Annotated in this window: 14 protein-coding genes and 2 riboswitches; of the genes, 10 read left to right on the top strand and 4 right to left on the bottom strand. The window is 60.8% G+C overall.

Going from position 1 to position 22,176, the window contains the following annotated elements; genetic code table 11:
- Positions 1 to 28: 28 nt before the first annotated feature.
- Positions 29 to 1,006 carry a Bug family tripartite tricarboxylate transporter substrate binding protein gene (locus tag EDC26_RS01235; protein WP_132579652.1) on the bottom strand — a complete coding sequence of 326 codons (978 nt, stop codon included), beginning with the start codon at positions 1,004 to 1,006 and terminating at the stop codon, positions 29 to 31.
- A gap of 137 nt (positions 1,007 to 1,143) precedes the next feature.
- Here EDC26_RS01235 and EDC26_RS01230 point away from each other — a divergent pair, with 137 nt between their 5' ends.
- Complete coding sequence (locus tag EDC26_RS01230; RefSeq protein ID WP_207915033.1) at positions 1,144 to 2,064, top strand: LysR family transcriptional regulator; 921 nt, start codon at positions 1,144 to 1,146, stop codon at positions 2,062 to 2,064.
- A gap of 37 nt (positions 2,065 to 2,101) precedes the next feature.
- Here the strand turns inward: EDC26_RS01230 and EDC26_RS01225 are convergent, their stop codons facing one another.
- The 3 genes from EDC26_RS01225 to EDC26_RS01215 form a co-directional block, all read right to left on the bottom strand.
- Positions 2,102 to 3,832: a hydantoinase B/oxoprolinase family protein gene (locus EDC26_RS01225; RefSeq protein ID WP_132579437.1), complete on the bottom strand. Its 1,731-nt coding sequence runs from the start codon at positions 3,830 to 3,832 to the stop codon at positions 2,102 to 2,104.
- A gap of 13 nt (positions 3,833 to 3,845) precedes the next feature.
- Positions 3,846 to 5,882: a hydantoinase/oxoprolinase family protein gene (locus EDC26_RS01220; RefSeq protein ID WP_132579436.1), complete on the bottom strand. Its 2,037-nt coding sequence runs from the start codon at positions 5,880 to 5,882 to the stop codon at positions 3,846 to 3,848.
- Between the two features lie 241 nt (positions 5,883 to 6,123).
- Positions 6,124 to 6,372 (bottom strand): hypothetical protein, encoded by a 249-nt coding sequence (locus EDC26_RS01215; protein ID WP_132579435.1) that lies wholly within the window; start codon positions 6,370 to 6,372, stop codon positions 6,124 to 6,126.
- Positions 6,373 to 6,470: 98 nt separating this feature from the next.
- On the opposite strand from EDC26_RS01215, the gene apbC reads away from it, so the two are divergent.
- From apbC to gcvP, 9 genes are all read left to right on the top strand, one after another.
- Positions 6,471 to 7,553, top strand: a complete 1,083-nt coding sequence (gene apbC, locus EDC26_RS01210; protein WP_132579434.1) for an iron-sulfur cluster carrier protein ApbC — start codon at positions 6,471 to 6,473, stop codon at positions 7,551 to 7,553.
- A gap of 8 nt (positions 7,554 to 7,561) precedes the next feature.
- Entirely contained in the window at positions 7,562 to 9,334 is a 1,773-nt protein-coding gene (locus EDC26_RS01205; RefSeq protein ID WP_132579650.1) for an autotransporter assembly complex protein TamA, read from the top strand.
- Positions 9,331 to 13,092: a translocation/assembly module TamB domain-containing protein gene (locus tag EDC26_RS01200; RefSeq protein ID WP_243700737.1), complete on the top strand. Its 3,762-nt coding sequence runs from the start codon at positions 9,331 to 9,333 to the stop codon at positions 13,090 to 13,092. The genes EDC26_RS01205 and EDC26_RS01200 overlap by 4 nt, the downstream gene beginning before the upstream one ends.
- Before the next feature lie 88 nt (positions 13,093 to 13,180).
- Positions 13,181 to 13,744 (top strand): dCTP deaminase, encoded by a 564-nt coding sequence (gene dcd / locus EDC26_RS01195; RefSeq protein ID WP_132579433.1) that lies wholly within the window; start codon positions 13,181 to 13,183, stop codon positions 13,742 to 13,744.
- 14 nt (positions 13,745 to 13,758) lie between these two features.
- A complete protein-coding gene (locus EDC26_RS01190) occupies positions 13,759 to 16,020 on the top strand; it encodes an arginine/lysine/ornithine decarboxylase (protein ID WP_132579432.1) in 2,262 nt (753 codons plus the stop codon).
- Positions 16,020 to 17,255 (top strand): BaiN/RdsA family NAD(P)/FAD-dependent oxidoreductase, encoded by a 1,236-nt coding sequence (locus tag EDC26_RS01185; protein WP_132579431.1) that lies wholly within the window; start codon positions 16,020 to 16,022, stop codon positions 17,253 to 17,255. The genes EDC26_RS01190 and EDC26_RS01185 overlap by 1 nt, the downstream gene beginning before the upstream one ends.
- Positions 17,256 to 17,319: 64 nt before the next feature.
- A riboswitch (glycine riboswitch) is annotated at positions 17,320 to 17,408 on the top strand.
- Positions 17,409 to 17,434: 26 nt separating this feature from the next.
- Positions 17,435 to 17,550: riboswitch (glycine riboswitch) on the top strand.
- Positions 17,551 to 17,599: 49 nt separating this feature from the next.
- Positions 17,600 to 18,697: a glycine cleavage system aminomethyltransferase GcvT gene (gcvT, locus tag EDC26_RS01180; RefSeq protein ID WP_132579430.1), complete on the top strand. Its 1,098-nt coding sequence runs from the start codon at positions 17,600 to 17,602 to the stop codon at positions 18,695 to 18,697.
- Positions 18,698 to 18,744: 47 nt separating this feature from the next.
- Positions 18,745 to 19,125, top strand: coding sequence for a glycine cleavage system protein GcvH (gene gcvH, locus EDC26_RS01175; RefSeq protein WP_132579429.1), 381 nt, complete (start codon positions 18,745 to 18,747; stop codon positions 19,123 to 19,125).
- Between the two features lie 150 nt (positions 19,126 to 19,275).
- On the top strand, positions 19,276 to 22,161 hold the full coding sequence (gene gcvP / locus EDC26_RS01170; RefSeq protein WP_132579428.1) for an aminomethyl-transferring glycine dehydrogenase: 2,886 nt from the start codon (positions 19,276 to 19,278) through the stop codon (positions 22,159 to 22,161).
- Positions 22,162 to 22,176: the final 15 nt, after the last annotated feature.

Genomic DNA, 22,176 nt, shown 5'->3' with positions numbered 1-22,176 from the left:
TTTCCAGGCCAATGGCCGGCCGTCAGGCCTACTGGGGTTTGATGTTGGCGATCTGCGCGATTCGACGCCATTTTTCGGTGTCGGCCTTGATGGTTTGCGCCAAAGGGGCTGGCCCAGTGCCGACTGCTTCTATCCCCTGGCTCAAGAGGAATTGCTTCATGTCCGGAGCGGCCAACACGGCGTCCAGATTATCGGCAATCCTGGTTTGCAGGGCCTCAGGCATGTGGGCGGGAGCCAGGATGGCGAACCAGATGATGGCTTCGAAGTTTGGCAGACCGCTTTCGGCCACGGTGGGGACATTGGGCAGCAGCGGCGAGCGGGTCTTGGAAGTGACGGCAAGAGCCTTGAGCTTGCCTGCCTTGAGAGGTGCAAGTGAGGTCATGATCACGTCGAGCATCATGTCGACATGACCGCCCAGGACGTCGATCAGGGCCGGCCCCGATCCGCGATAGGGAATGCCGTTCAGGCTGATGCCGGCTTCGGCGGCAAAGTAGGCGGCACCCAGGTTGCTGGAGGTGCCGGGCCCGGCCGAAGCGTAGCTGATTTTACCGGGGCGGGATTTGGCAAGCTTGATGAAATCGGCCAATGTGTTGGCCGGAACAGTGGGGTTGACGACAATCAGGTCGGGTATCGTGCCTATTGTGGTGATAGGGGTGAAGTCCTTGCTTACATCGTAGGGCAGATTGGCGGTGACGCTGGGCGCGATCGCGTGGCTGGATACTGTGCCTATCATCAATGTGTAACCGTCCGGCGGCTGGCGCGCGACATAAGAGGTGCCGATCATGCCGCTGGCGCCGGCCTTGTTTTCGACCACAATGGTCTGGTTCAGACGCTTGCCGAGCGCATTGCCGATTTGCCGTGCGACCAGGTCGGTGGACCCGCCATTGGCATAGGGCACGATAAGATGTATGGGTTTGCCGCCAGGCCAGCTATCCGTCGCAGACGCTGCTCCGGCAAGAGGGAGGACCATGGTTGCCAATGCCAGTTGCACCAGCGTTTTCCGCATATTCAGCACTGCATTTCTCCTTGGATTTTTAGCTTTGGCGGTCGCTTGTTGGATAAAATGCTACCGTGTTGAAATAGTACGCGGGGCTCTCTGGGGCGTCGACAATGCCAGACTTATAAGCGCATAACTTTTACCTTATGAAATCAACTGATCTGAACCTGCTCGTTCACTTCGATGCATTGATCACATGCAAGAGTGTGTCACAGGCCGGGGAGGCTCTGGGAATCAGCCAGCCGGCGATGAGTTCGGCCTTGAGCCGTTTGCGCTATTTATTTGGCGACCCTCTTTTGGAGCGTGATGGCAATAAGTGGACGCCGACGCTGCGCGCGCAGGAATTGCATCGCACATTCCAGCCCTTGCTGCATGCCTGGCAGCGTTCGACGTCGCCGGAAGCCTCCTTCAATCCGGCCACCAGCGCCCATGGCTACACTATCTACGCCAGCGACTACCTGCAGTACGTAGTGTTGCCGCGCGTGCTGCCTCGCTTGAGGGCCGAGGCGCCGAATATTCAGATTCAATGTCTTCCTCCCAAGGTTTCCGGCGCGCTCGATATGCTGTCGGGCAACTATGTCGAGTTGTACATAGGACACTACCCACAGCCGCCCGACAGCTTGCGGGCGCGATTTTTGTTTGAAGAGGCCAGCACCTGCTTGGTTCGCAAGGGGCATCCGGCGCTGGGCCGCGAATGGAACATGGCGGCCTATCTGCAATACCAGCACATGGACGCGTCGGGCTATGCTGGCTACTTCAATACGCAGGTCGACGCCGCCCTGCTCGCGCAAGGGCAGCGTCGCACGGTTGGTATTGTGCTTAGCAGCTATGTGGCCACGCCGTTCGTGCTGGCGACCACCGATATGGTGGCTACCTTGCCATCAAGCATTGCGCAAAGCCTGGCGGCGGCTTCCGGGACGGCCATGCTGCCCGCGCCGCTACCTTTGCCGCCGTTGAGTATTTCGCTGTATTGGCACGAGCGCTACCAGAACGACCAGGCGCATGCCTGGCTGCGCCAATGCATAGGGGCGGCATTCGGCGGCGCCGGCCTGAAGCTTGCCCCGTAATGGAGTCGGCGGCGAGGCCCGGCTTGGGCCCGTGCGCCTACTTGGCAGGAGAATTCAGTTGGGCGAGCGCCAGGTCCACCAGCGGGCCATAGGCCGCCCGCGCCGCGCTCTCACCCATGAATCCATCGGCCAGATCGCGGGCCAGAGCCTTGGCTGTGCGTTCGGAGGGTATGCCGAAGCCGCCTGCGCCGGAGGTTTCCAGGCGCACGCTTTCACCTCGTTTGAGCGCAATATTGGCCGTCTTTGACGACAGGGTTTCGGCTGTTCCGTCGATCGCGAAGCGCTGCAGCCGAGATTGCCGCCCGTCGCCGCCTCCTAGAACGCCGATGGAGCGGCCGGCGGTGTGATTATCCGACCTGGCGGAAAACACAATGCCGTCAGCCAGGGAAGATATCTGGCGCGCAATGGCCATGCCGCCGCGCATGCGGCCGATGCCGCCCGATTCCGGCACGAACGCGTATTCGTCGACCTGCAGCGGATATTCGTTTTCCAGCGCTTCGATGGGCAGGTTCGACGAGTTTGTCATGTGCACGTGCACGCCGTCCATGCCGTCCAGGTCGGCCCTTGCTCCGGCACCGCCGGCTACTGTCTCCAAATAGACGAAATCGCCCGCGCGGCGTTCAAGCCTGCCCGAGAACACAATGGCGGGGCAGACGTCGTTTCCGGAAGCCATGATGCGCGATTCCGGAAGCACGCCGCGGAAAGCGCCGAAAATGGCGCCCGCCACCTTTTGGGCGGTCAGCGACCGGGCGCCCACCGCGGCCGGGGCCAGCGGATTGACGATGGTGCCGGCCGGCGCCGTGATATCCAGGGGGTCGAACAGGCCTGCGTTGGCGGCCAGTTCCGGGTCGAGCAAGGCCTTGACCGAATAGTATACGCAGGCATTCAGGGCGCTGACCGGCAGATTCATCGCGCCGCGCGCCTGTATTCCCGAGCCGGTGAAATCGAACGCCAGGCGCCCATTGCCTACGGTTACTTTGACGTGGATCTCTACCGGTTCGCTGCCGCCCAGGCCATCGTCGTCCATCACATTCACAAATGAATAAGAGCCGGCCTTGAGTTCGGAAATGCGCCGCACCAGCCTGGCCCGGGTGTAGCGAATGACATCTTCGACCGCGGTCAACGCACGCTCCACACCCATCTGGCTCAGCAGGCCTTTGACCGCTTCCGAGCCGCGGTTGTTGGTGGCGACCTGCACCTTCAGGTCGAGCATGCGCTCTTCGGGGTCGCGCGTGTTGCCGCAGATCAGGCGCAGCATGTCGTCATCGGTCTTGCCCTCGCGTGCGATGCGCACCACCGGAATGCGGATGCCTTCTTCGAAAACCGTGCGCAAGCCGCCGGCTATCGAGCCTGGCACCGCGCCGCCTACGTCCGAATGATGGCCGACATTGGCTGCGAAAAATACCAGCTTGCCATGGTGAAATACCGGCGTAACGATATTGATATCGGGTAAATGGCTGCCGCCCGCCATATAGGGGTCGTTGCTGATGAAGGCGTCGCCGTCCTTGATGGCCGCTGTTCCGAACTGCGCCAGCACCGCCGCCATGGCACCGTTCAGGGATCCCAGGTGCAAGGGAATTTGCGTGCCCTGGGCAACCAGGCGTCCGCGTGCGTCGAACAGTGCGACGGAGCAGTCTTTGCGCTCCTTTATGTTCGTGGAAAAAGACGATCGGACCAAAGTGTTGTTCATGTCTTCCGTAATCGACAGCAGCCGATTGGTGAATACTTCCATTTCGATCGGGTTGCTGATGATATCTATGTTGCTCATGGCTGTTTCCTGTTCAAGCGATGCGTACGACGAGGTTGCCGTAGTCGTCAATACGTGCGCGTTGCCCGGGGGCAATCACGGTGGTCGAACTCATTTCCTCGAGGACCACAGGGCCTGTGAATTCGGCGCCTGCGCCCAACTGATCCCGATCGTATACGTTCGCCGGCAGCCAACCGTGGTCGGCGCCGAAATAAATCTCGCGCCGTGACACGGGGGCCGGCACTGGCTTGACGGCCAACTTGGCCAATGGCGCCTTGACGACGGTGCCTACCGCCTTGACGCGGCAGTTGATGACCTCGATGGCGCGCTCTGGCACGTTGTATCCGTACTCGCGCAGATGCGCGGCATGAAAGTTCGATTCGAAACTCGCATAATCCGGGACGGTGCCGCGCGCCATGGCTACTTGCACTTCGAAGTTCTGTCCGACGTAGCGCGCATCGATCACCGTGTCGTAGGCACGATCGGCGCCATCCACGCCTTCGCTGGCCAGCCATTGTGCTGCATCGCGCGTCAGCCTCTCGATCTTTTCGATGATGCGGGCCCAGCTCGATGCGTCGACCAGTGCGATATCGCTCTCGACAAAGTCAAACGAAATATCGGTCAGCAGCATGCCGCGTGCGCACATGGTGCCGGGTTCCTGCGGCACCACGACGACAGGGATACCGCATTCGCGGGCCACGTCCATGGCGTGCAGCGGGCCGGCGCCGCCAAAGGCAAACAGGGCGAATTTCGACAATTCGTAGCCGCGTTCGGTTGAAACCGAGCGGATCGCCCGACTCATGTTGGCGTTGGCGATGCGGATAATGCCTTCGGCGGCCGCCTCCAGCGTCAAGCCCAGTGGCTCGGCAACTTTTTCCATGATGACTGCACGCGCCGCGGCTGCCTGAACGGCCATCTTGCCCTTGAGCAGGCTGTGGGGATTCAGGCGCTGCAGTGCAAACATGGCGTCCGTGATGGTGGGTAGTGTGCCGCCACGGCCATAGCCGACCGGCCCGGGTACGGCGCCCGCACTGTGCGGGCCGACTTTCAAGGAGCCCGAGTCATCGAGCCACGCGATACTGCCTCCGCCTGCTCCGATCACGTGGATGTCGACCATGGGAGTCTTCACTGGATACCCTGCGACCTGGCGGTTCGAGGTGAAGATCGGCTTGCTTTCGTGTATGAGCGATACGTCGGTGCTGGTGCCGCCGACGTCGAAGGTCACCAATTCGGGAAATCCGGCAACACGGCCCACTACGGCTGCTCCCACCACACCGGCCGCCGGGCCGGACAAGCAGGTACGCACCGGATAGTGACGCACTGTTTCGACCGACATCAAGCCGCCGTTGGAGTGGATGGTGAGCGGTTGCGCCGGAACTCCCGCCGCGGATACCCGATCCAGGAAACGCTGCAGATAGCGCTCCATGCGTGGCCCGACCGTGGCATTGAGCGCGGTGGTCGAGAGTCGTTCATATTCGCGGAACTCCGGCAGGACGTCGCTAGATATGCTGATATACACATCAGGCGCTACTTCCTTGACGATGTCGCGAGCGCGCTGTTCGTGCAGCGGATTGCGGTACGAATGCAGGAAGCAGATGGCGATGGCTTCCACGCTCGCGTCACGCAGATATCTCGCGGCGGTGCGCACGTCATCCTCGTTCAGACCGAGCTGGATGGCACCCTTGGCCGAAATGCGCTCGGCGGCTTCGCAGCGCAGTGCCCGCGGCACCAGCGCTGGCGGTTTGATGACGCTATAGTCATACAGGTGCGGGCGAACCTGGCGTCCGATTTCCAGGACGTCGCGGAATCCCTTGGTGGTGATCAGCCCGCACAGGGCACCTTTGCGTTCGATGATCAGATTGGTGGCAACTGTGGTTCCGTGGCCGATATGGCTGATCTGGTCCGGTGCGATGCCGTGTTCGTTCATCAACCCGCGGATGCCATTGTCGATGGCTTCGGACGGATCGTGCGGCGTAGACGGTTCTTTGAAAAATGCGACGCCGCCTTCGTTCTCGTTCACCAATGTGAAATCCGTGAACGTACCGCCGACGTCGATACCTATTCGATACATGCTTGCGCCCCTTGTGGCTTGATTTCATAACCAGCACAGATGGTACGAGCCGGGCCAGGTAGCGTGAAGGGGGGGCGCAGTTATGGCGATATACAGTCCGGCTTATGGCAATCCGGCAAAGCGAGGAGTGTTTCTTCGGTTCTGGTTGTGGGCGATGCGCACGAGTCGTCAGGATTCGTCAAGCTTAGCGCGCTAACGAATTGTTGCAGTCGGGCTGAAGCGCATGCTGCGGGTTTGCGCCTTAGTGGATCTCGCGCATTTCGACGTCGACCACGTCTTTGTTTTTAAAGGTGTTTTTGTTGCCGCGAGGCTGGTGGCGCTGGGTCCAGTAGGCGCGTGCGCCGAAAGGGCGCCCTTTTACGAGGGCGACCACATACAGGACAGCCACGGCAATAGCCGTGGACGCCATGAAAATAAACGCCATGATTGCGCCGAAAACAGCCAGCACTAAAAAGAAAGCGATGCGAAGTATCTGATTAAATGTATTCATCTTGTGTATATAGACCAGGCTGCACTGGAAAAGATTCCCGCCAATCCGCTATTCTTTAGGGTATAGGTATTGTAATCCCCTAAAAGGCCTGGAATGTGATGAGTGTAAATCTGGAACAAGTACGTGCAGTGCTGGCGCAGGTAATCGACCCCAATAGTGGAGCGCCCTTGGGTCTGACGCCCAAAAACAGTGAACTTGTGCTCAATGAGTCCGAGTTGAGCCTTACTTTGGCCCTTGGTCAGGGTTTGCACAATCGGCAGACGGAATTGCGCAAGCGCATCGAAGCCGCACTGGCGCCGCAGGGCTTGAATCTGAAAGACCTGCGCATTACCCGGGCTGCCGTGGCAACCCATGCGGTGCAGCAGGGTCTGAAGCCCTTGCCGTCGGTACGCAATATTATTGCTGTGGCTTCCGGCAAGGGGGGCGTGGGCAAGAGTACGTCGGCCGTTAATCTGGCTTTGGCCTTGTCGGCGCAAGGCGCCCGCGTGGGCCTGCTCGATGCCGATATCTACGGCCCAAGCGTCCCCATGATGCTGGGCTTGTCGGGCCGCCCAAAAAGCCAGGACGGCAAAACCATGGAGCCCCTGATCGGGCATGGCCTACAGGCCAATTCCATCGGCTTTCTGATCGACCCCGACTCGCCCGCCATATGGCGCGGCCCCATGGTGACGCAGGCGCTCGAGCAATTGCTGCGCCAGACCAATTGGGACAATCTTGATTATCTGATCGTCGACATGCCGCCCGGAACGGGCGATATCGCCCTGACCATGGCGCAGAAGGTGCCGTTGACGGGCGCCGTCATCGTGACGACGCCTCAGGATCTGGCTTTGGCCGATGCCCGCAGGGCCTTGCGCATGTTCCAGAAAGTCAATGTACCGGTGCTCGGAGTGATCGAAAACATGTCGGTGCACATTTGTTCCAACTGCGGACATGCCGAACCGATTTTCGGCCAGGACGGCGGCAGGAACATGGCGGCCGAATTCAATTTGGCGTGGCTGGGCGCGCTTCCTCTGGTCATGGATATCCGCACCCAGACCGAGTCGGGCACGCCCACCGTCGCGGCCGATCCCGCCGGAAAATACGCGGCCTTATACCTGGATATTGCCCACAAGGTGGCAACGATCGTGGCCGATCTGCCGCGTGACACGGCGGGCCAGGTGCCTCCCATTGTCAAGCATTAATGGTTGTGATGCGTGCGGGCGCCGCCTGCCTGCTGTTGGCGCTGGGCCTGGGCTACGATGCCTGGGCCGCGGCGCCCGAAGTGATTATCGATCCCGGAGGGGTGGGCCCGGCGGCCCTGCAGTCGATTACCAGCTCGGTGGGGGTGATTACCCGTTTGGCCACAGACCAGGACGCCAGCGAATTGTCGCGTTTGCGGCGCCGAGCGCGCGAAGCCACCATTTCGGCGCTGGAAACCCAGGGGTATTTTTCGCCCAAGGTAACGCTTAATGTGGGCCGCGACGTGGGCGGGGAAACCTGGGACATCACCATTGAGCCCCGCGAGCGCACCAAGGTCGAATCGGTCGATCTTTCGTTCAAGGGGCAGATTGCCTCGCCCGAGTTTGCGGGGCGGGTCACGCTCATCAAGAATCATTGGGAGCTCAAGGCCGGCCAGCCTTTTATCAACGAAGATTGGCGTCAGGCCAAGGCCTCGCTGATCGACAATGTGAGCAGTAAAGATTTTTTTCTGGCACACGTACTCAGTTCGCAGGCCAGGATAGACGCCGACTCGGCCACCGCCGATTTACGTATGGATGTGGATAGCGGGCCGCGCGTGCGCCTGGGCGCCATGACAACCACGGGTTTGAAGCGCGTACCGCAGAAATTGATCGATCGTTATGTGCGCTACGAGCCGGGCGAGCCGTACGACCAGACACAGCTGGATGATTGGCAGCAGGCCTTGCAGTCCACCGGGTTTTTTCGGGGCGCGTTCGTCACTCTGGACAGCAACCCCGCCCATCGCACGGTGCTGCCCAATGGCGAGGTGGAACTGCCCCTGCAAGTGCGCGTGTCCGAAGCGCCCGCGCGGCGGTTTTCCACCTCGCTGGGAATAGACAGCGACAACGGCGTACGCGGCGAAGTCCTGTATCGTCAGAACGTGGTGTTTGGGCAGCCCGTATGGATCGAAACGGGTGCCGGGGCCGACAAGAATCGCCAGCGGGCGTTTTACGATGTGCACTTTGCACCCACGGTGAACGGCTACAAAGATAGCGTGGGGGTGCTCTTTAGCCATTCCAATATCGAGGGGCTGGACACGAGTCGCGTCGGTCTGGGGTGGAAGCGCAAGATCGAGCGCAATGCGGCCGGCGATAGCCGTGTACAGTATGAAACCCAGTGGGCGTTGCTGGCGGCTTACGATAAAACCAAGATTGCCGACTTTGGGAAGTATGAGGTGCCCACTCTGGTTGGAACCTGGGACTGGTTGCGCCGCGACGTCGACGATAAGTCCGATCCGCGCGAGGGTAACCTGATTGCCGTGGGATTGGGCGCCGGAGTCACGCTGGATCGCGGCGAACCGTTTTATCGTTCAAGCATACGGGCTCAGCAATGGTGGCCGGTCGGCCGGCGCGATGTCCTGACGGTGCGCGCCCAGGTAGGCAAGGTCTGGTCGCATACGGCGCGCTTGCCCGAAGACTTCGGTTACCGCACAGGGGGCGCCAGTACCATACGAGGCTACCGCTATCAGAGCATCGGGATCGTGCAAGGCGCCGCGATTGTCGGCGCGCCGGCGCTGGCCGTAGCCAGTGTTGAGTACATACATTACTTTAACGATCGTTACGGGATGGACGTGTTTGTGGATGCAGGCGACGCTGCGGCCTCGTTTGGGCAGATGAAGCTCGCCGTAGGCTATGGCATAGGAGCCGTGGTGCGCACCCCCGCGGGTCCGTTTTATGCCGATGTGGCCTATGGCCAGCGCGATCACAAGCTGCGCATACATTTTTCTCTGGGTATTGCATTTTGAGCGCCTTGTTGCGATGGAGTCGACGCGTCGTGGTCGGGCTGGGCCCGGCGGCAGTCCTGTTGCTGGCGGTTGCTTGCGGTTTTGTGTATTGGTGCGTGGCGACCGATGCGGGCACCCGCTGGGTGGTTCAGACGGCGGTCGGACAGCTCGATGGCCAGGCAGAAGATGTCGAAGGGTCGATCTGGAGCGGGGTTCGCATAGGACGCCTAGATCTTGCCTTGCCCGAAGTGACCATCAAGGCGCAGGGCCTGCAGGCACACGTGAACTGGAGCGAGTTTCTGGATCACCGCCTGCACATCCGTTTGCTGACCGCCGATCAGTTGGAGCTGGATGTCCCCGCGCCGCCCGTGCCTGCGCCGGCCGCGGCGCCGTTCAAGCTGCCGCCTTTGCCGGTTGGCATCGTGCTGGACCGATTTGCGCTGGGCACGCTGAAGGTGCAGCTCGATGGCCAGCCTATCGTCATGTCGGTGAAGGATGTGGTTGCTTCGCTCTCGACGGCCGATAAGGGGGCGCTGGTGTCGGTGCATCATATCGGCTTGGGATATGAGTCCATGAATATGGATATGGATGGCGAGTTGAAGCTGCTGGATCTGGCCGATCCCTGGCCCATGCAGGGGCGCTTCACGCTCCATGCCCGAGGGCTGCCCTCCGATTCGCTCTTGTGCGCGCGCCATTTTGTTCCAACGATTCCCGAGGGCGATAAGGAAAATGCGTCGGCCGAGGCTTGCGTGGTGGATGTGCAGACCACCGTCGACGGGTCGCTGGATGCCTTGAAAGTGGTGCTGGCCGCGCATGGCCAGGGCCTGACGCTGGACGGCAACGCCAACCTTGCGCCGCGTGCCGGATTCCCTTTGCGTGACGCGATGTTGAACCTGCATCTGCCCGATGGTTCGGCACTGCAGGCGCAGGTGGAATGGAACCGTCAGGCGGCGGGCGAGGAAGTGGACGATCGCATACAGGGGTCGATTGCCGGCACCCGATTGAATCTCAGTGAGCTGCTGGGTTCTGCGATTCCGCCCGCCTTGCTTACGTCGACGATTACATTCGATACGCGTTTGCGCAATCAGCGCGATCTGGTTTCGGCCGACCTGAATGTGCAGTTCGACCCGGCGTCGCGCTGGAACAGGCAGGCCTTGTCGGGCGCGATCAAAGCCCGGATCACGAATACGGCTGTAGTGTCCGCTGTGCCTGCGGCATCCCTCGTGTCTGCTACATCTTCGACATCTTCGACATCTTCGACGTCTGCGACATCTTCGACATCTTCGACGTCTGCGACATCTTCGACAGCCGCTACAACCGCTACAACCGCCACGTCCGCGGCAACAGCCACGGCGACATCTGCCGCGGTTCCGGCCGCCTCCGATCTGTGGAAATTCCTGAGGCTCGATGATGTGGACATGGACGTGCGCCTGGGCAAGAACCGCGTGCGTGCGCAAGGTTCTTTGGGCCGTGACGCCAGCCGCCTGAAGCTTGACCTGTTCGCCCCTGAACTGGCCGCCTTCTGGCCCGGACTCGCCGGCGCAACGACGCTGCAAGGCGAGCTTGGCGGTTCCCTGGCTAAACATCACGCGGATATGAAGTGGGGCTACACCCCTACCAAATTTGTGGCGGCACCCGCCAAATCTGTAGCGGCACCCCTTGTGGGTGCCACGCCTCCCAAGCCTGCACCAACCAAGTTCTCAACCCAATCCCCCATCCAGGCCCACATAGTCGCCACCGGATCCTGGGGGCCGTCGGGCAACGGCCCCGACGGCTGGCGCGGCAAGGTTGATCTTTTGCAGGCCAACACACGCGGCATCACCGCTCGTTTGCAAGGCCCTGTGGCCATTTCCTTCGTTCCCGACGCCGTGGCGCCGGCCTGGCAATGGCAGGTGGGGGCGGCCACTGTCGCGTTTGAACTGCCTTCGAAGCAAGGCTTTTCGATTCAGCATCAAGGTTCGCGCGGTTCTCACGGGCGATGGGAAACTCAGGGGGCGATAGCCCAGGCCGTTATCTCGCGCCCGGTTATCGACGAGCTGCAGCAGATATTCGGCGCCCCTGCCGGACAAAAGGCGGATCGTGGCGGTGTCAATAACCCGGCCAGACGCCGCAATGACGGCAAACAAATTGTGCTGGGGGCCGATTGGGATCTGAAGTTTGCCGGCACGCTCGGCGGTCACGCCCGAATCCGGCGTCTGTCGGGCGACATTATCGTCCCGGGCGATCCGGGCTTTCCGCTGGGCCTGCAGGCGTTCACCCTGGATGTCAGCGCCAGCCGGGCCGGCGCGGCGTCAAGCCGCATAAGCGCCGATCTTGATATCCGGACCGCCAAACGCGGGCGCATCACGGCGACCGGCACAACAACGCTGAGGACCTCGGTCGGCGGTCAATTGACGTTTGACCCGAACGACCCCAAAACACTGAAGCTGCATGCCGATATGGCCGATTTAAGCTGGCTTAGCTTGTTTTTAGGCGATGCGACCGACCTGGGGGGCGCCTTGCAGGCCGATGTACAGGCGCAAAGCGGCGCTCACGGCGCGTGGACGATCCAGGGGGCGGTGAACGGGCAGCACATCCGGTTTGTGCGTCTGGACGATGGCATACGCCTGCTCGACGGCACGCTGGCGGCGCATTTCGTCAACGAGCGCCTAATACTCGACAAGCTGAGCTTCCCCGCGAGCTTGCGCGTCGACCCCAAAGAGTGGCGCACCAGCCAATGGCTGCACACCGATCCCGGCGCAAAGGGCGGCCACCTCACCTTGAGCGGCGATTGGGACTTGTTGAAGTCCGCCGGAGTGGTCAACATCGATTTATATCGCTACCCGTTCTTGCAGCGCTCCGATCGTTATGCCATGGTGACGGGGGCGCTTCGCATCGATGCGCAGGTCCCCAAGATTGCGATTACCGGCAGCGTGGTCGCCGACGCCGGCTGGTTCGATCTGGATATGCTCAGCAGTATTCCGACGTTGGATAGCGACGTGGTGGTCATGCGCCGCGGCGAAACTGCAAAAGTCAGCGTGCCCATGGATATTTCCATGGATCTGAAAGTGGATCTGGGGCCGCGTTTCTACATTACCGGTTACGGGCTGGATTCGGGTCTGGTGGGTTCGATGCAGATTCTGATGCAAGGCGACAAACTGGTGGCCGAGGGTGCGTTGCGAACCCGCGGCGGCGCCATTTTGGCCTACGGGCAACGGCTGCAGTTGCGGCGCGGAACGATTACGTTCCAGGGCGATATCGCCAATCCGGTTCTGAATATCGAAGCGTTGCGCACCGGCGTGGCGGTCGAGGCCGGCGTGCGTGTGGCAGGCACCGCCAAGCGCCCGCGGATTGGCCTGGTGTCTTATCCGGATGTGAGCGATGTCGAGAAGCTGTCCTGGCTATTGTTGGGGCGTGGCCCCGATCAGGGAGGCAGCGACGCGGCCTTGCTGCTGTCCGTGGGGACTTCGCTTTTGGGCGATGGGGCGCCGTTTTACCGCCAGTTGGGCCTTGACGAGGTCAGCATACAGTCCGGAGAGCTGGGCAGCACGGGAAGCCTGCTGCCCGTCCAGACGGTGGTCAACGATGTCAATAATAGCAACGACACGCTCGAAAAGCGGTTTGTCAGGGCAAGCAAAAAGCTTTCTGAAACGATTACGGTGAGCCTTGAACAGGCGCTTTCGGACACTGGCACGGTGGGGCGGCTTAGCTACACGCTGGCGCGCGGCCTGACGGCCGACTTGAGCGTGGGCACAACCAATGGGATCGCGCTGATTTACCGGACTATTTTCAAAGACTGAAGGTTTCTTCAAACAGCCGTACATTCTTCGGTGGGTAAGCGATAAAATAAGCGCCCATGCAAAAGGTGATGGTTTCTCGGGAGTTTCGATGAGTATTAAAAGTGATCGCTGGATCAAGCGCGTGGCCCCCGGGGGTATGATAGAACCCTTCGAACCGGGCCAGGTGCGGACAGCCAACGGCGGCAAGATCGTCAGTTACGGAACCAGCAGCTACGGCTACGATGTGCGTTGTGCCCGAGAGTTCAAGATTTTTACGAACATCAATTCGACTATCGTCGACCCCAAAGCCTTCGATGAAAAATCGTTTGTCGATTTTGAAGGCGATGTGTGCATTATTCCGCCCAATTCGTTTGCGCTGGCCCGTACGGTCGAGCATTTCCGTATTCCTCGCAGCATCCTGACGATCTGCCTGGGCAAGAGCACCTATGCCCGCTGCGGCATTATTGTTAACGTGACGCCGCTGGAACCCGAGTGGGAAGGCCACGTTACGCTCGAATTTTCAAACACCACTCCGCTGCCTGCCAAGATCTATGCCGGCGAGGGTTGTGCGCAGATGTTGTTTTTTGAAAGCGATGAGGTGTGTGAAACCTCGTACCGCGATCGCGGCGGAAAATATCAGGGCCAGCAAGGCGTGACCCTGCCTCGAACCTAGCCGGAACCACTTTGATGAAATTTCGTTTTCCCATCGTCATTATCGATGAAGACTACCGCTCCGAGAATGCCTCGGGGTTTGGCATCCGCGCGTTGGCGTCGGCGATCGAGGCCGAAGGGGTCGAGGTGCTGGGGGTGACCAGTTATGGCGACCTTAGCTCTTTTGCCCAGCAGCAAAGCCGCGCCAGCGCGTTCATTCTATCGATCGATGACGAAGAGTTCGACGTCGATTCGCCCGAAGACGTGGCCAATGCCATCAAGAATCTGCGCCTCTTTATCGGCGAACTGCGTTTTCGCAATGAAGACATCCCCATCTATCTGTATGGCGAAACGCGCACCTCGCAGCACATCCCGAACGATATTCTGCGCGAGCTGCATGGCTTTATTCATATGTTCGAAGATACGCCCGAATTTGTGGCGCGCCACATCATTCGCGAGGCGCGCGCGTATCTGGATGGACTGGCGCCGCCGTTTTTCCGCGAGCTGGTCAAGTATGCGTCGGACGGCTCTTATTCGTGGCATTGTCCGGGGCACTCGGGGGGCGTGGCTTTTCTGAAGAGCCCGGTGGGGCAGATGTTTCATCAGTTCTTCGGCGAAAACATGTTGCGCGCCGACGTCTGCAATGCGGTCGATGAACTGGGCCAGTTGCTCGATCATACCGGTCCCATTGCCGAGTCGGAGCTCAACGCCGCGCGCATTTTCCACGCGGACCATTGTTTCTTCGTCACCAATGGCACGTCTACCTCCAACAAGGTGGTGTGGCATGCCAATGTGGCTTCGGGCGACGTGGTGGTGGTTGACCGGAATTGCCACAAGTCGATTCTGCATGCGATCACCATGACGGGTGCCATCCCCGTATTCTTGCGCCCTACGCGCAATCATCTGGGGATTATCGGGCCGATACCGCTGGCGGAATTCGAGCCCGAAAATATCCGCAAGAAAATTGAAGCCAACCCGTTTGCGCGCGAGGCGGTGGACAAGCGGCCGCGCATCCTGACGCTGACGCAAAGCACCTACGACGGTGTTATCTACAACGTTGAGATGATCAAAGAGAAGCTCGGCTCTGAAATCGACACCCTGCATTTCGACGAGGCGTGGCTGCCGCATGCCGCGTTTCACGAGTTCTACCAGGACATGCATGCCATCGGCCAGAATCGGCCGCGCAGCAAAGACGCCATGGTGTTTGCGACGCACTCTACGCATAAATTGCTGGCAGGTATTTCGCAGGCCTCGCAAATCATTGTGCAAGAGTCCGAAACCCGCAAGCTTGACCGCAATGTGTTTAACGAAGCGTATCTGATGCATACGTCGACCTCGCCGCAGTACGCCATTATTGCGTCGTGCGACGTGGCGGCGGCCATGATGGAGCCTCCGGGCGGGACGGCGCTGGTCGAAGAAAGCATCCGCGAGGCCCTGGATTTTCGCCGCGCCATGCGCAAGGTCGAGTCCGAGTTCGGCAAGAACGACTGGTGGTTCAGGGTGTGGGGTCCCAATCGGCTGGCGGCCGACGGCATAGGCAACCGGGATGACTGGATGCTCGAGTCGGGGGCGGAATGGCATGGCTTCGGCGATTTGGCCGAAGGCTTCAATATGCTCGACCCGATCAAGGCCACGATCGTCAATCCGGGTCTGGATATCTCGGGTACGTTCGCCGAAACGGGAATCCCCGCGGCGCTCGTCTCCAAGTACCTGACCGAACACGGCGTGGTCGTGGAAAAAACCGGTCTTTACTCGTTCTTTATCCTGTTTACCATCGGCATCACAAAAGGCCGCTGGAATACGTTGCTGACGGCTTTGCAGCAGTTCAAGGACGACTACGATCGCAACCAGCCTTTGTGGCGCATCTTGCCGGAGTTCTGCCGCAATCATCGGTACTACGAAAAAATGGGTTTGAAGGATTTGTGCCAGCGTATACACGAGGCCTATCGCGAGCATGATGTCGCCCGCCTGACGACCGAGATGTATTTAAGCGATATGATTCCCGCCATGAAGCCTTCGGACGCCTATGCCAAAATGGCGCATCGCGAGACTGAGCGCGTGTCTATCGACGATCTGGAAGGGCGCGTCACTGGCGTATTGCTGACGCCCTATCCGCCGGGCATCCCGCTGCTGATTCCCGGCGAGCGGTTCAATCATCGCATCGTGAATTATCTACAGTTCGCGCGCAAATTCAATGCGATGTTCCCGGGGTTCGAGACCGATATCCATGGGCTGGCCGAAGACACCACGGACGACGGCACGGTGCGCTACTACGTCGATTGCATCCACGAAGACTGATGCGCGGGAGTGCGGGCGTTTTTGATGTGGCGGTGATAGGCGCCGGCGCCGCCGGAATGATGGCGGCGGCGATGGCGGGGCAGCGTGGCTTGCAGGTCGCGCTTATCGACCACGCCGCCAAATTGGCGGAAAAAATCCGCATCTCGGGCGGGGGCCGCTGCAATTTTACGAATATTGGCACGGGTCCGGCCAATTTTCTTTCTCAAAACCCCAATTTCTGCCGCTCGGCGCTGGCGGCGTATACGCCGCGCGATTTCATCGACCTGGTAGAGCGGTACGGCATAGGCTGGCACGAAAAACACCGCGGGCAGCTCTTTTGCAATGATTCGAGCGAATCGATTATCGACCTGTTGCGCCGCGAGTGCGACCTGGGCCGGGTGGCCTGGCGCATGCCCTGTTCGGTTGCCGCAGTGGCGCGCGGTAACGGTATCTTCACCCTTCGGACTTCGCTGGGCGAGATACGCGCGCATCAGTTGGTGCTGGCCTGCGGCGGCATGGCCATCCCGCAATTGGGGGCGACCGATTTCGCGTTGGGGCTTGCGCGCCAGTTTGGCCTGAAAGTGGTTGAACCGCGTCCGGCGCTTGTGCCCCTTACCTTCGAGCCCGAACACTGGAAGGCGTTTGGCACCTTGAGCGGCGTGGCGCTGGAGGTCAATGTCCGCACCGGGGCGGGTAAGGGCGGGACGCAGTTTCTGGAGGACTTGCTGTTTACGCATCGCGGCCTGTCGGGACCCGCCATTTTGCAGATTTCCAGTTTCTGGAACCCGGGAGAGCCCATCGTCCTGGATCTGGCTCCGGGCCGTGATCTCGAGCATGAGTTGCTGGGGGCCAAAGCGGGCAACCGCCAGCAGCTTGGCTCGGTGCTGAGCACTTTGTGGCCCAGGCGCCTGGCCGAGCAGTGGCTCGCCAATGCCCGGGACGCCCAGCACGATATCGCGGTCATGCGCATGGCCGATGCGCCTGACCGCTTGTTGCGCAGCCTGGCCGGGCAGATACACCGCTGGCCGCTGGTTCCGACCGGAACCGCGGGCTACAAAAAGGCCGAGGTCATGCGCGGGGGTGTGGATACACGCGCCCTTGATCAAAAAACCATGCAGGTAAAGTCCGTGCCCGGCCTGTATATCGTGGGCGAAGCCCTGGATGTAACCGGCTGGCTGGGGGGCTACAACTTTCAGTGGGCCTGGGCCTCCGGCGCGGCCTGCGGGCGTGCCTTGCAGCGGCTGCAACGGTCCTGACCGCGCGCACTGAATTGATTTGGCGTTGGGCTGTCTTTCGAGTTATGCTTTGCGCTTGCTGTCATTATATGAAGTGGGAGAGCGTCGATTTTTCGACCGCCGAAGGCGCAATTCGCCCAGAATCGCTCAGGCACCCGGTACCGCTCATGTGCTGTCTGTATCTCCGGCCGAGACAGACGGGGCAGCACTCTGGAGAGACTCGCGCACCCCATTGGGCGGCGTCGCGAGCGCCGAAGGTGAAAACCCGCGCGAAGGTTGCGGGCTAACTCTCAGGCAAAAGGACAGAGGGGCGGTGCCACCAGCGGGCTGCTGTGCGTCGTGTCCTGTTCCTTTTCGGAGTTTTTATGTCTTCTGCGCTCAAGCGTACCCCTTTATTCAATGTGCACATCGAGTCCGGCGCCAAGGTCGTTGACTTCGGCGGCTGGGAAATGCCGCTGGCCTACGGTTCGCAGCTCGAAGAACATCATGCCGTGCGAAAAGACGCCGGCATGTTCGATGTGTCGCATATGCTCAATATCGACGTGACGGGGGCCGATTCCAAGGCCTTTTTGCGGCGCCTGCTGGCCAATGACGTGGCCAGGCTCAGTGTGTCGGGCAAGGCCTTGTATTCATGCATGCTGAATTTTCAGGGCGGCGTTATCGACGACCTGATCGTCTACTTTTTCGCGGCCGACAATTGGCGTGTCGTGGTCAACGCGGGCACCGCCGACAAGGACATCGCCTGGATGCAGCGCGTGGCGCACGCCGAGCATTTCGATGTGGTGCTTAATCCGCGCCGCGATCTGGCGATGGTTGCCGTACAAGGCCCCAACGCGCGCGAAAAATTGTGGGCAACCCGCCCGGCCTGGCGCGTTGCGACCGAGGCGCTGGCCCCGTTCGTGGCCACCCTGGTCGACGAATTGACCCTGGTCGCGCGCACCGGGTACACCGGCGAGGACGGCTTTGAAGTCGTGTTGCCCGCCACGCAGGCTGAAGCGTTGTGGCGCGACCTGGCTGCGCACGGCGTGCGCCCCTGCGGCCTGGGCGCGCGCGATACCTTGCGCCTGGAAGCCGGCATGAACTTGTACGGCCAGGATATGGATGATTTCGTGCACCCGCAGGAATCGGGCCTGTCGTGGACCGTATCGCTGAAAGACGCGCAACGCCAGTTTATTGGCCGCGCCGCCCTTGAAGCCGTGCCGGTGGCGCATTCGCTGGTAGGGCTCAAATTGCTCGAGCGCGGCGTGATGCGCGCCCACATGAAGGTGCGCACCGCTCAGGGCGAGGGCGAAGTAACCAGTGGCACCATGTCTCCTACGATAGGCATTTCGGTGGGCATGGCCCGCGTCCCCAGCGGCGCGCAGCCCGGCGACAAGGTCGAAATCGAAATTCGCGGCAAGTGGGCGCCTGCGGTGGTGGCGCCGTTGCCTTTCGTGCGCCACGGTAAAATCCTGGCCCCTTAGGGCTTGCGCTTTATAAAACACTTATCAATTTTCAAACGAGGTCAATCATGAGTCTACCCAGCGATCGCAAGTACACGTCCTCTCACGAATGGGTCAAAGCCGAGGGTGATGTGTTCCTCGTTGGCATTACCGACACGGCCCAGGATCAACTGGGCGACCTGGTTTTTGTGGGCGATGTTCACCCGGGCACGACCCTGGCGGCGGATGAAACCGCCGGGGTTGTCGAGTCGGTCAAGGCCGCATCGGATATTTATGCGCCCATCGCCGGCGAAATCGTGGCCTTCAACGAGGCGCTCGATGCCGAACCGAATCTGATCAACGAAGCGCCTTTTGATACCTGGATATTCAAGATCAAGCCCACGAACGCCGCTGACGTCAGCGCGTTGCTCGATGCCGCGGCCTACGAGGCCGTGGTCAACGCGGGTTAATTCTTTTGTAGCGGCACCCCTTGTTGTAGCGGCACCCCTTGTGGGTGCCACCGCCCATGGCACCCACAAGGGGTGCCGCTACAAAAACGAACTCATCATCACCATCAATGACACCCACAAGGGGTGTCGCTACATAGTTAGGTTCTTTCCATGTTGCGTGAATTAGATCCCCATACCGATTTTGTGCCTCGTCACATTGGGCCTGCCCGGGCTGACCAGGCGAAAATGCTTGCGGCAATCGGCGTGGATAGCCTGGAGAGCCTGATTCGGGAAGTGGTGCCTGCCAGCATCCTAAAGCGCGGTGTGCTTGATTTGCCCGGGCCGCGCAACGAAGCCGAAGCGTTGACCGAACTGAAAACGCTGGCTGGCGAAAACCAGGTTTTTCGCAACTACATCGGGCAAGGCTATTACGGTACGTATGTCCCGAACGTCATCCTGCGCAATATTCTGGAAAATCCGGCCTGGTATACGGCCTACACGCCTTATCAGCCCGAAATCTCGCAAGGGCGCCTCGAGGCGCTGCTTAACTATCAGACCATGGTGGCCGACCTGACGGGCTTGGACATTGCGAACGCGTCCCTGCTCGATGAGGGAACCGCGGCCGCCGAATCCATGACGCTGGCGCGGCGCAGTTCGCGTTCCAAGAGCCATGTGTTCTTTGCCTCGCAGCATTGTCACCCGCAAACCTTGGCCGTGCTGCGCACCCGGGCCGAAGCGCTGGGTATAGATATCGTCGTGGGCGACGAATCCCAAGGCATCCCCGATTGTTTTGGCGTGTTGCTGCAATACCCGCATAGCCTGGGCGCGATCGAAGACTATCGTGGTCTTGCCGAGGCCGTGCACGCGGCGGGCGGCGTTGTCTCGGTCGCCACCGATTTACTGGCTTTGGTTTTGCTCGCGCCGCCTGGAGAATGGGGCGCCGATATCGCCATCGGCTCGGCTCAACGGTTTGGCGTGCCGCTGGGTTTTGGCGGGCCGCATGCGGCCTTCATGGCCTGCAAGGACGCCTTCAAGCGCAGCATGCCTGGACGCCTGGTCGGGGTGTCCAAAGATAGCCAGGGCGCGCCTGCGCTGCGCCTGGCCCTGCAAACGCGCGAACAGCACATACGCCGCGAGAAAGCCACCTCCAACATCTGCACGGCGCAAGTGCTGCTGGCCGTGATGGCCGGCATGTATGCGGTGTGGCATGGCCCGCATGGCCTGACACGCATAGCCCAGCGCGTGGCGTACCTCACGGCCTATTTGCGGGAATCGCTGCAGTCGCTGGGCCTGGCCAGCCGCAACGCGAGTTTTTTCGACACCCTGCTGCTCGATAGCGGCGAGCACACGCAGGCGATCGTGCGCGGTGCCCAGGCGGCTTCGATCAATTTGCGCCAGGTGGGCGCGAGCCAACTGGCGGTGTCGCTCGATGAAACCGTGACCGTGTCTGATGTGACGCAACTGGTGCAGATTTTTGCCCGCGCGCTGGGCAAGACCTGGACGGCCAGCGAGGCTTTACCCCCGCAGCACGGCATCCCTGCCGGCTTGCAGCGTACGTCGGCCGTTCTGGCTCACCCCATATTCTCTAAAATTCAGTCCGAAACCGATATGCTGCGTTATTTGCGCAGCCTTGCCGACAAGGACCTGGCCCTGGATCGCAGCATGATTCCCTTGGGTTCGTGCACCATGAAGCTAAACGCCACGGCCGAGATGATACCGGTGACCTGGCCCGAGTTCGGCGCCATGCATCCCTTTGCCCCGCCCGAGCAAAGCAAGGGCTACCAGAAGCTTATCGCCCGCCTGTCGGCGGCCTTGTGCGAAATCACCGGCTACGATTCGATCAGCCTGCAGCCCAATTCGGGCGCGCAAGGCGAATATGCCGGGCTGCTGGCTATCCGCGGCTATCATCAGTCGCAAGGGCAAAATCAGCGTAATGTTTGCCTGATACCGTCGTCGGCCCATGGCACCAATCCCGCGTCGGCCCATTTGGCCGGGATGGACGTTGTGGTGGTCGCGTCCGACGACCACGGCAATATCGACGTTGCCGATTTGCAGGCCAAAATCGCCCAGACAGGGGATCGCCTGGCGGCGCTGATGATTACGTACCCCTCGACCCACGGCGTTTTCGAAGTGGCCGTGACGCAGATCTGCGCCATGGTGCATGAAGCGGGCGGCCAGGTGTATCTGGACGGCGCGAACATGAATGCCATGGTGGGTCTGGCGCAGCCCGGCAAGTTCGGGTCCGATGTTTCGCATTTGAATTTACACAAGACCTTTTGTATTCCGCATGGCGGCGGCGGCCCGGGTATTGGTCCGATCGCCGTGCGGGCGCATCTGGCGCCTTATCTGCCCGGGCTGCTGAATGATCGGGGCGAGCTGTCCGCGCAGGCGCCGGTGGGACCGGTATCGGCCGCGCCCTACGGCTCGGCCAGCATTTTGCCCATTCCCTATTTGTACATCACTCTGATGGGCGCCGAAGGCCTGTTGCAGGCCACCGAAGTCGCCATTCTGAATGCCAACTACATCGCCGAGCGCTTGCGCAAGTATTACCCGGTGCTGTATGCGGGGAAGAACGGCCGCGTGGCTCACGAGTGCATACTGGACATGCGTGCTCTTAAAGACAGCAGCGGAATCTCGGCCGAAGACATTGCCAAGCGCCTTATCGATTATGGCTTTCACGCGCCCACGATGAGCTTTCCGGTGGCGGGCACCCTGATGGTCGAGCCGACCGAGTCCGAAGGCCTGGCCGAACTGGATCGTTTTATTGATGCGATGATTGCCATCCGCGCCGAGATCGCCCAGGTTGAAAGCGGGGCGGCGGACGCCGACGACAATGTGCTGAAGAATGCCCCGCACACGGCGCAAATGCTGCTGGTCGAGGATTGGCACCACGACTATACCCGCGAGACCGCGGCTTACCCGGTCGCCAGCCTGCGCGCCGGCAAGTACTGGCCGCCGGTCGCGCGTGTCGATAACGCGTATGGCGACCGCAACCTGGTCTGCGCCTGCCCGCCGATAGAAGCGTATCTGGACGCGGGCGAGAAGGCGCTGGCCTGACCGTTTTTGCGGTTT

The organism is Paralcaligenes ureilyticus (assembly GCF_004346225.1).
GTDB classification, from domain to species: domain Bacteria; phylum Pseudomonadota; class Gammaproteobacteria; order Burkholderiales; family Burkholderiaceae_B; genus Paralcaligenes; species Paralcaligenes ureilyticus.
Note: the sequence above shows the minus strand (reverse complement) of the source record. Positions and strands in the feature narration are given on the sequence as shown.

Bases quoted from the DNA above. Each gene is read 5' to 3' on its own strand.
- gcvT (WP_132579430.1), top strand. From the start codon at position 17,600: ATGTCTTCTGCGCTCAAGCGTACCCCTTTATTCAATGTGCACATCGAG.
- EDC26_RS01185 (WP_132579431.1), top strand. From the start codon at position 16,020: ATGCGCGGGAGTGCGGGCGTTTTTGATGTGGCGGTGATAGGCGCCGGC.
- gcvH (WP_132579429.1), top strand. From the start codon at position 18,745: ATGAGTCTACCCAGCGATCGCAAGTACACGTCCTCTCACGAATGGGTC.
- EDC26_RS01190 (WP_132579432.1), top strand. From the start codon at position 13,759: ATGAAATTTCGTTTTCCCATCGTCATTATCGATGAAGACTACCGCTCC.
- apbC (WP_132579434.1), top strand. From the start codon at position 6,471: ATGAGTGTAAATCTGGAACAAGTACGTGCAGTGCTGGCGCAGGTAATC.
- EDC26_RS01230 (WP_207915033.1), top strand. From the start codon at position 1,144: ATGAAATCAACTGATCTGAACCTGCTCGTTCACTTCGATGCATTGATC.
- EDC26_RS01225 (WP_132579437.1), bottom strand. From the start codon at position 3,832: ATGAGCAACATAGATATCATCAGCAACCCGATCGAAATGGAAGTATTC.
- gcvP (WP_132579428.1), top strand. From the start codon at position 19,276: ATGTTGCGTGAATTAGATCCCCATACCGATTTTGTGCCTCGTCACATT.
- EDC26_RS01235 (WP_132579652.1), bottom strand. From the start codon at position 1,006: ATGCGGAAAACGCTGGTGCAACTGGCATTGGCAACCATGGTCCTCCCT.
- EDC26_RS01220 (WP_132579436.1), bottom strand. From the start codon at position 5,882: ATGTATCGAATAGGTATCGACGTCGGCGGTACGTTCACGGATTTCACA.
- dcd (WP_132579433.1), top strand. From the start codon at position 13,181: ATGAGTATTAAAAGTGATCGCTGGATCAAGCGCGTGGCCCCCGGGGGT.
- EDC26_RS01215 (WP_132579435.1), bottom strand. From the start codon at position 6,372: ATGAATACATTTAATCAGATACTTCGCATCGCTTTCTTTTTAGTGCTG.
- EDC26_RS01205 (WP_132579650.1), top strand. From the start codon at position 7,562: ATGCGTGCGGGCGCCGCCTGCCTGCTGTTGGCGCTGGGCCTGGGCTAC.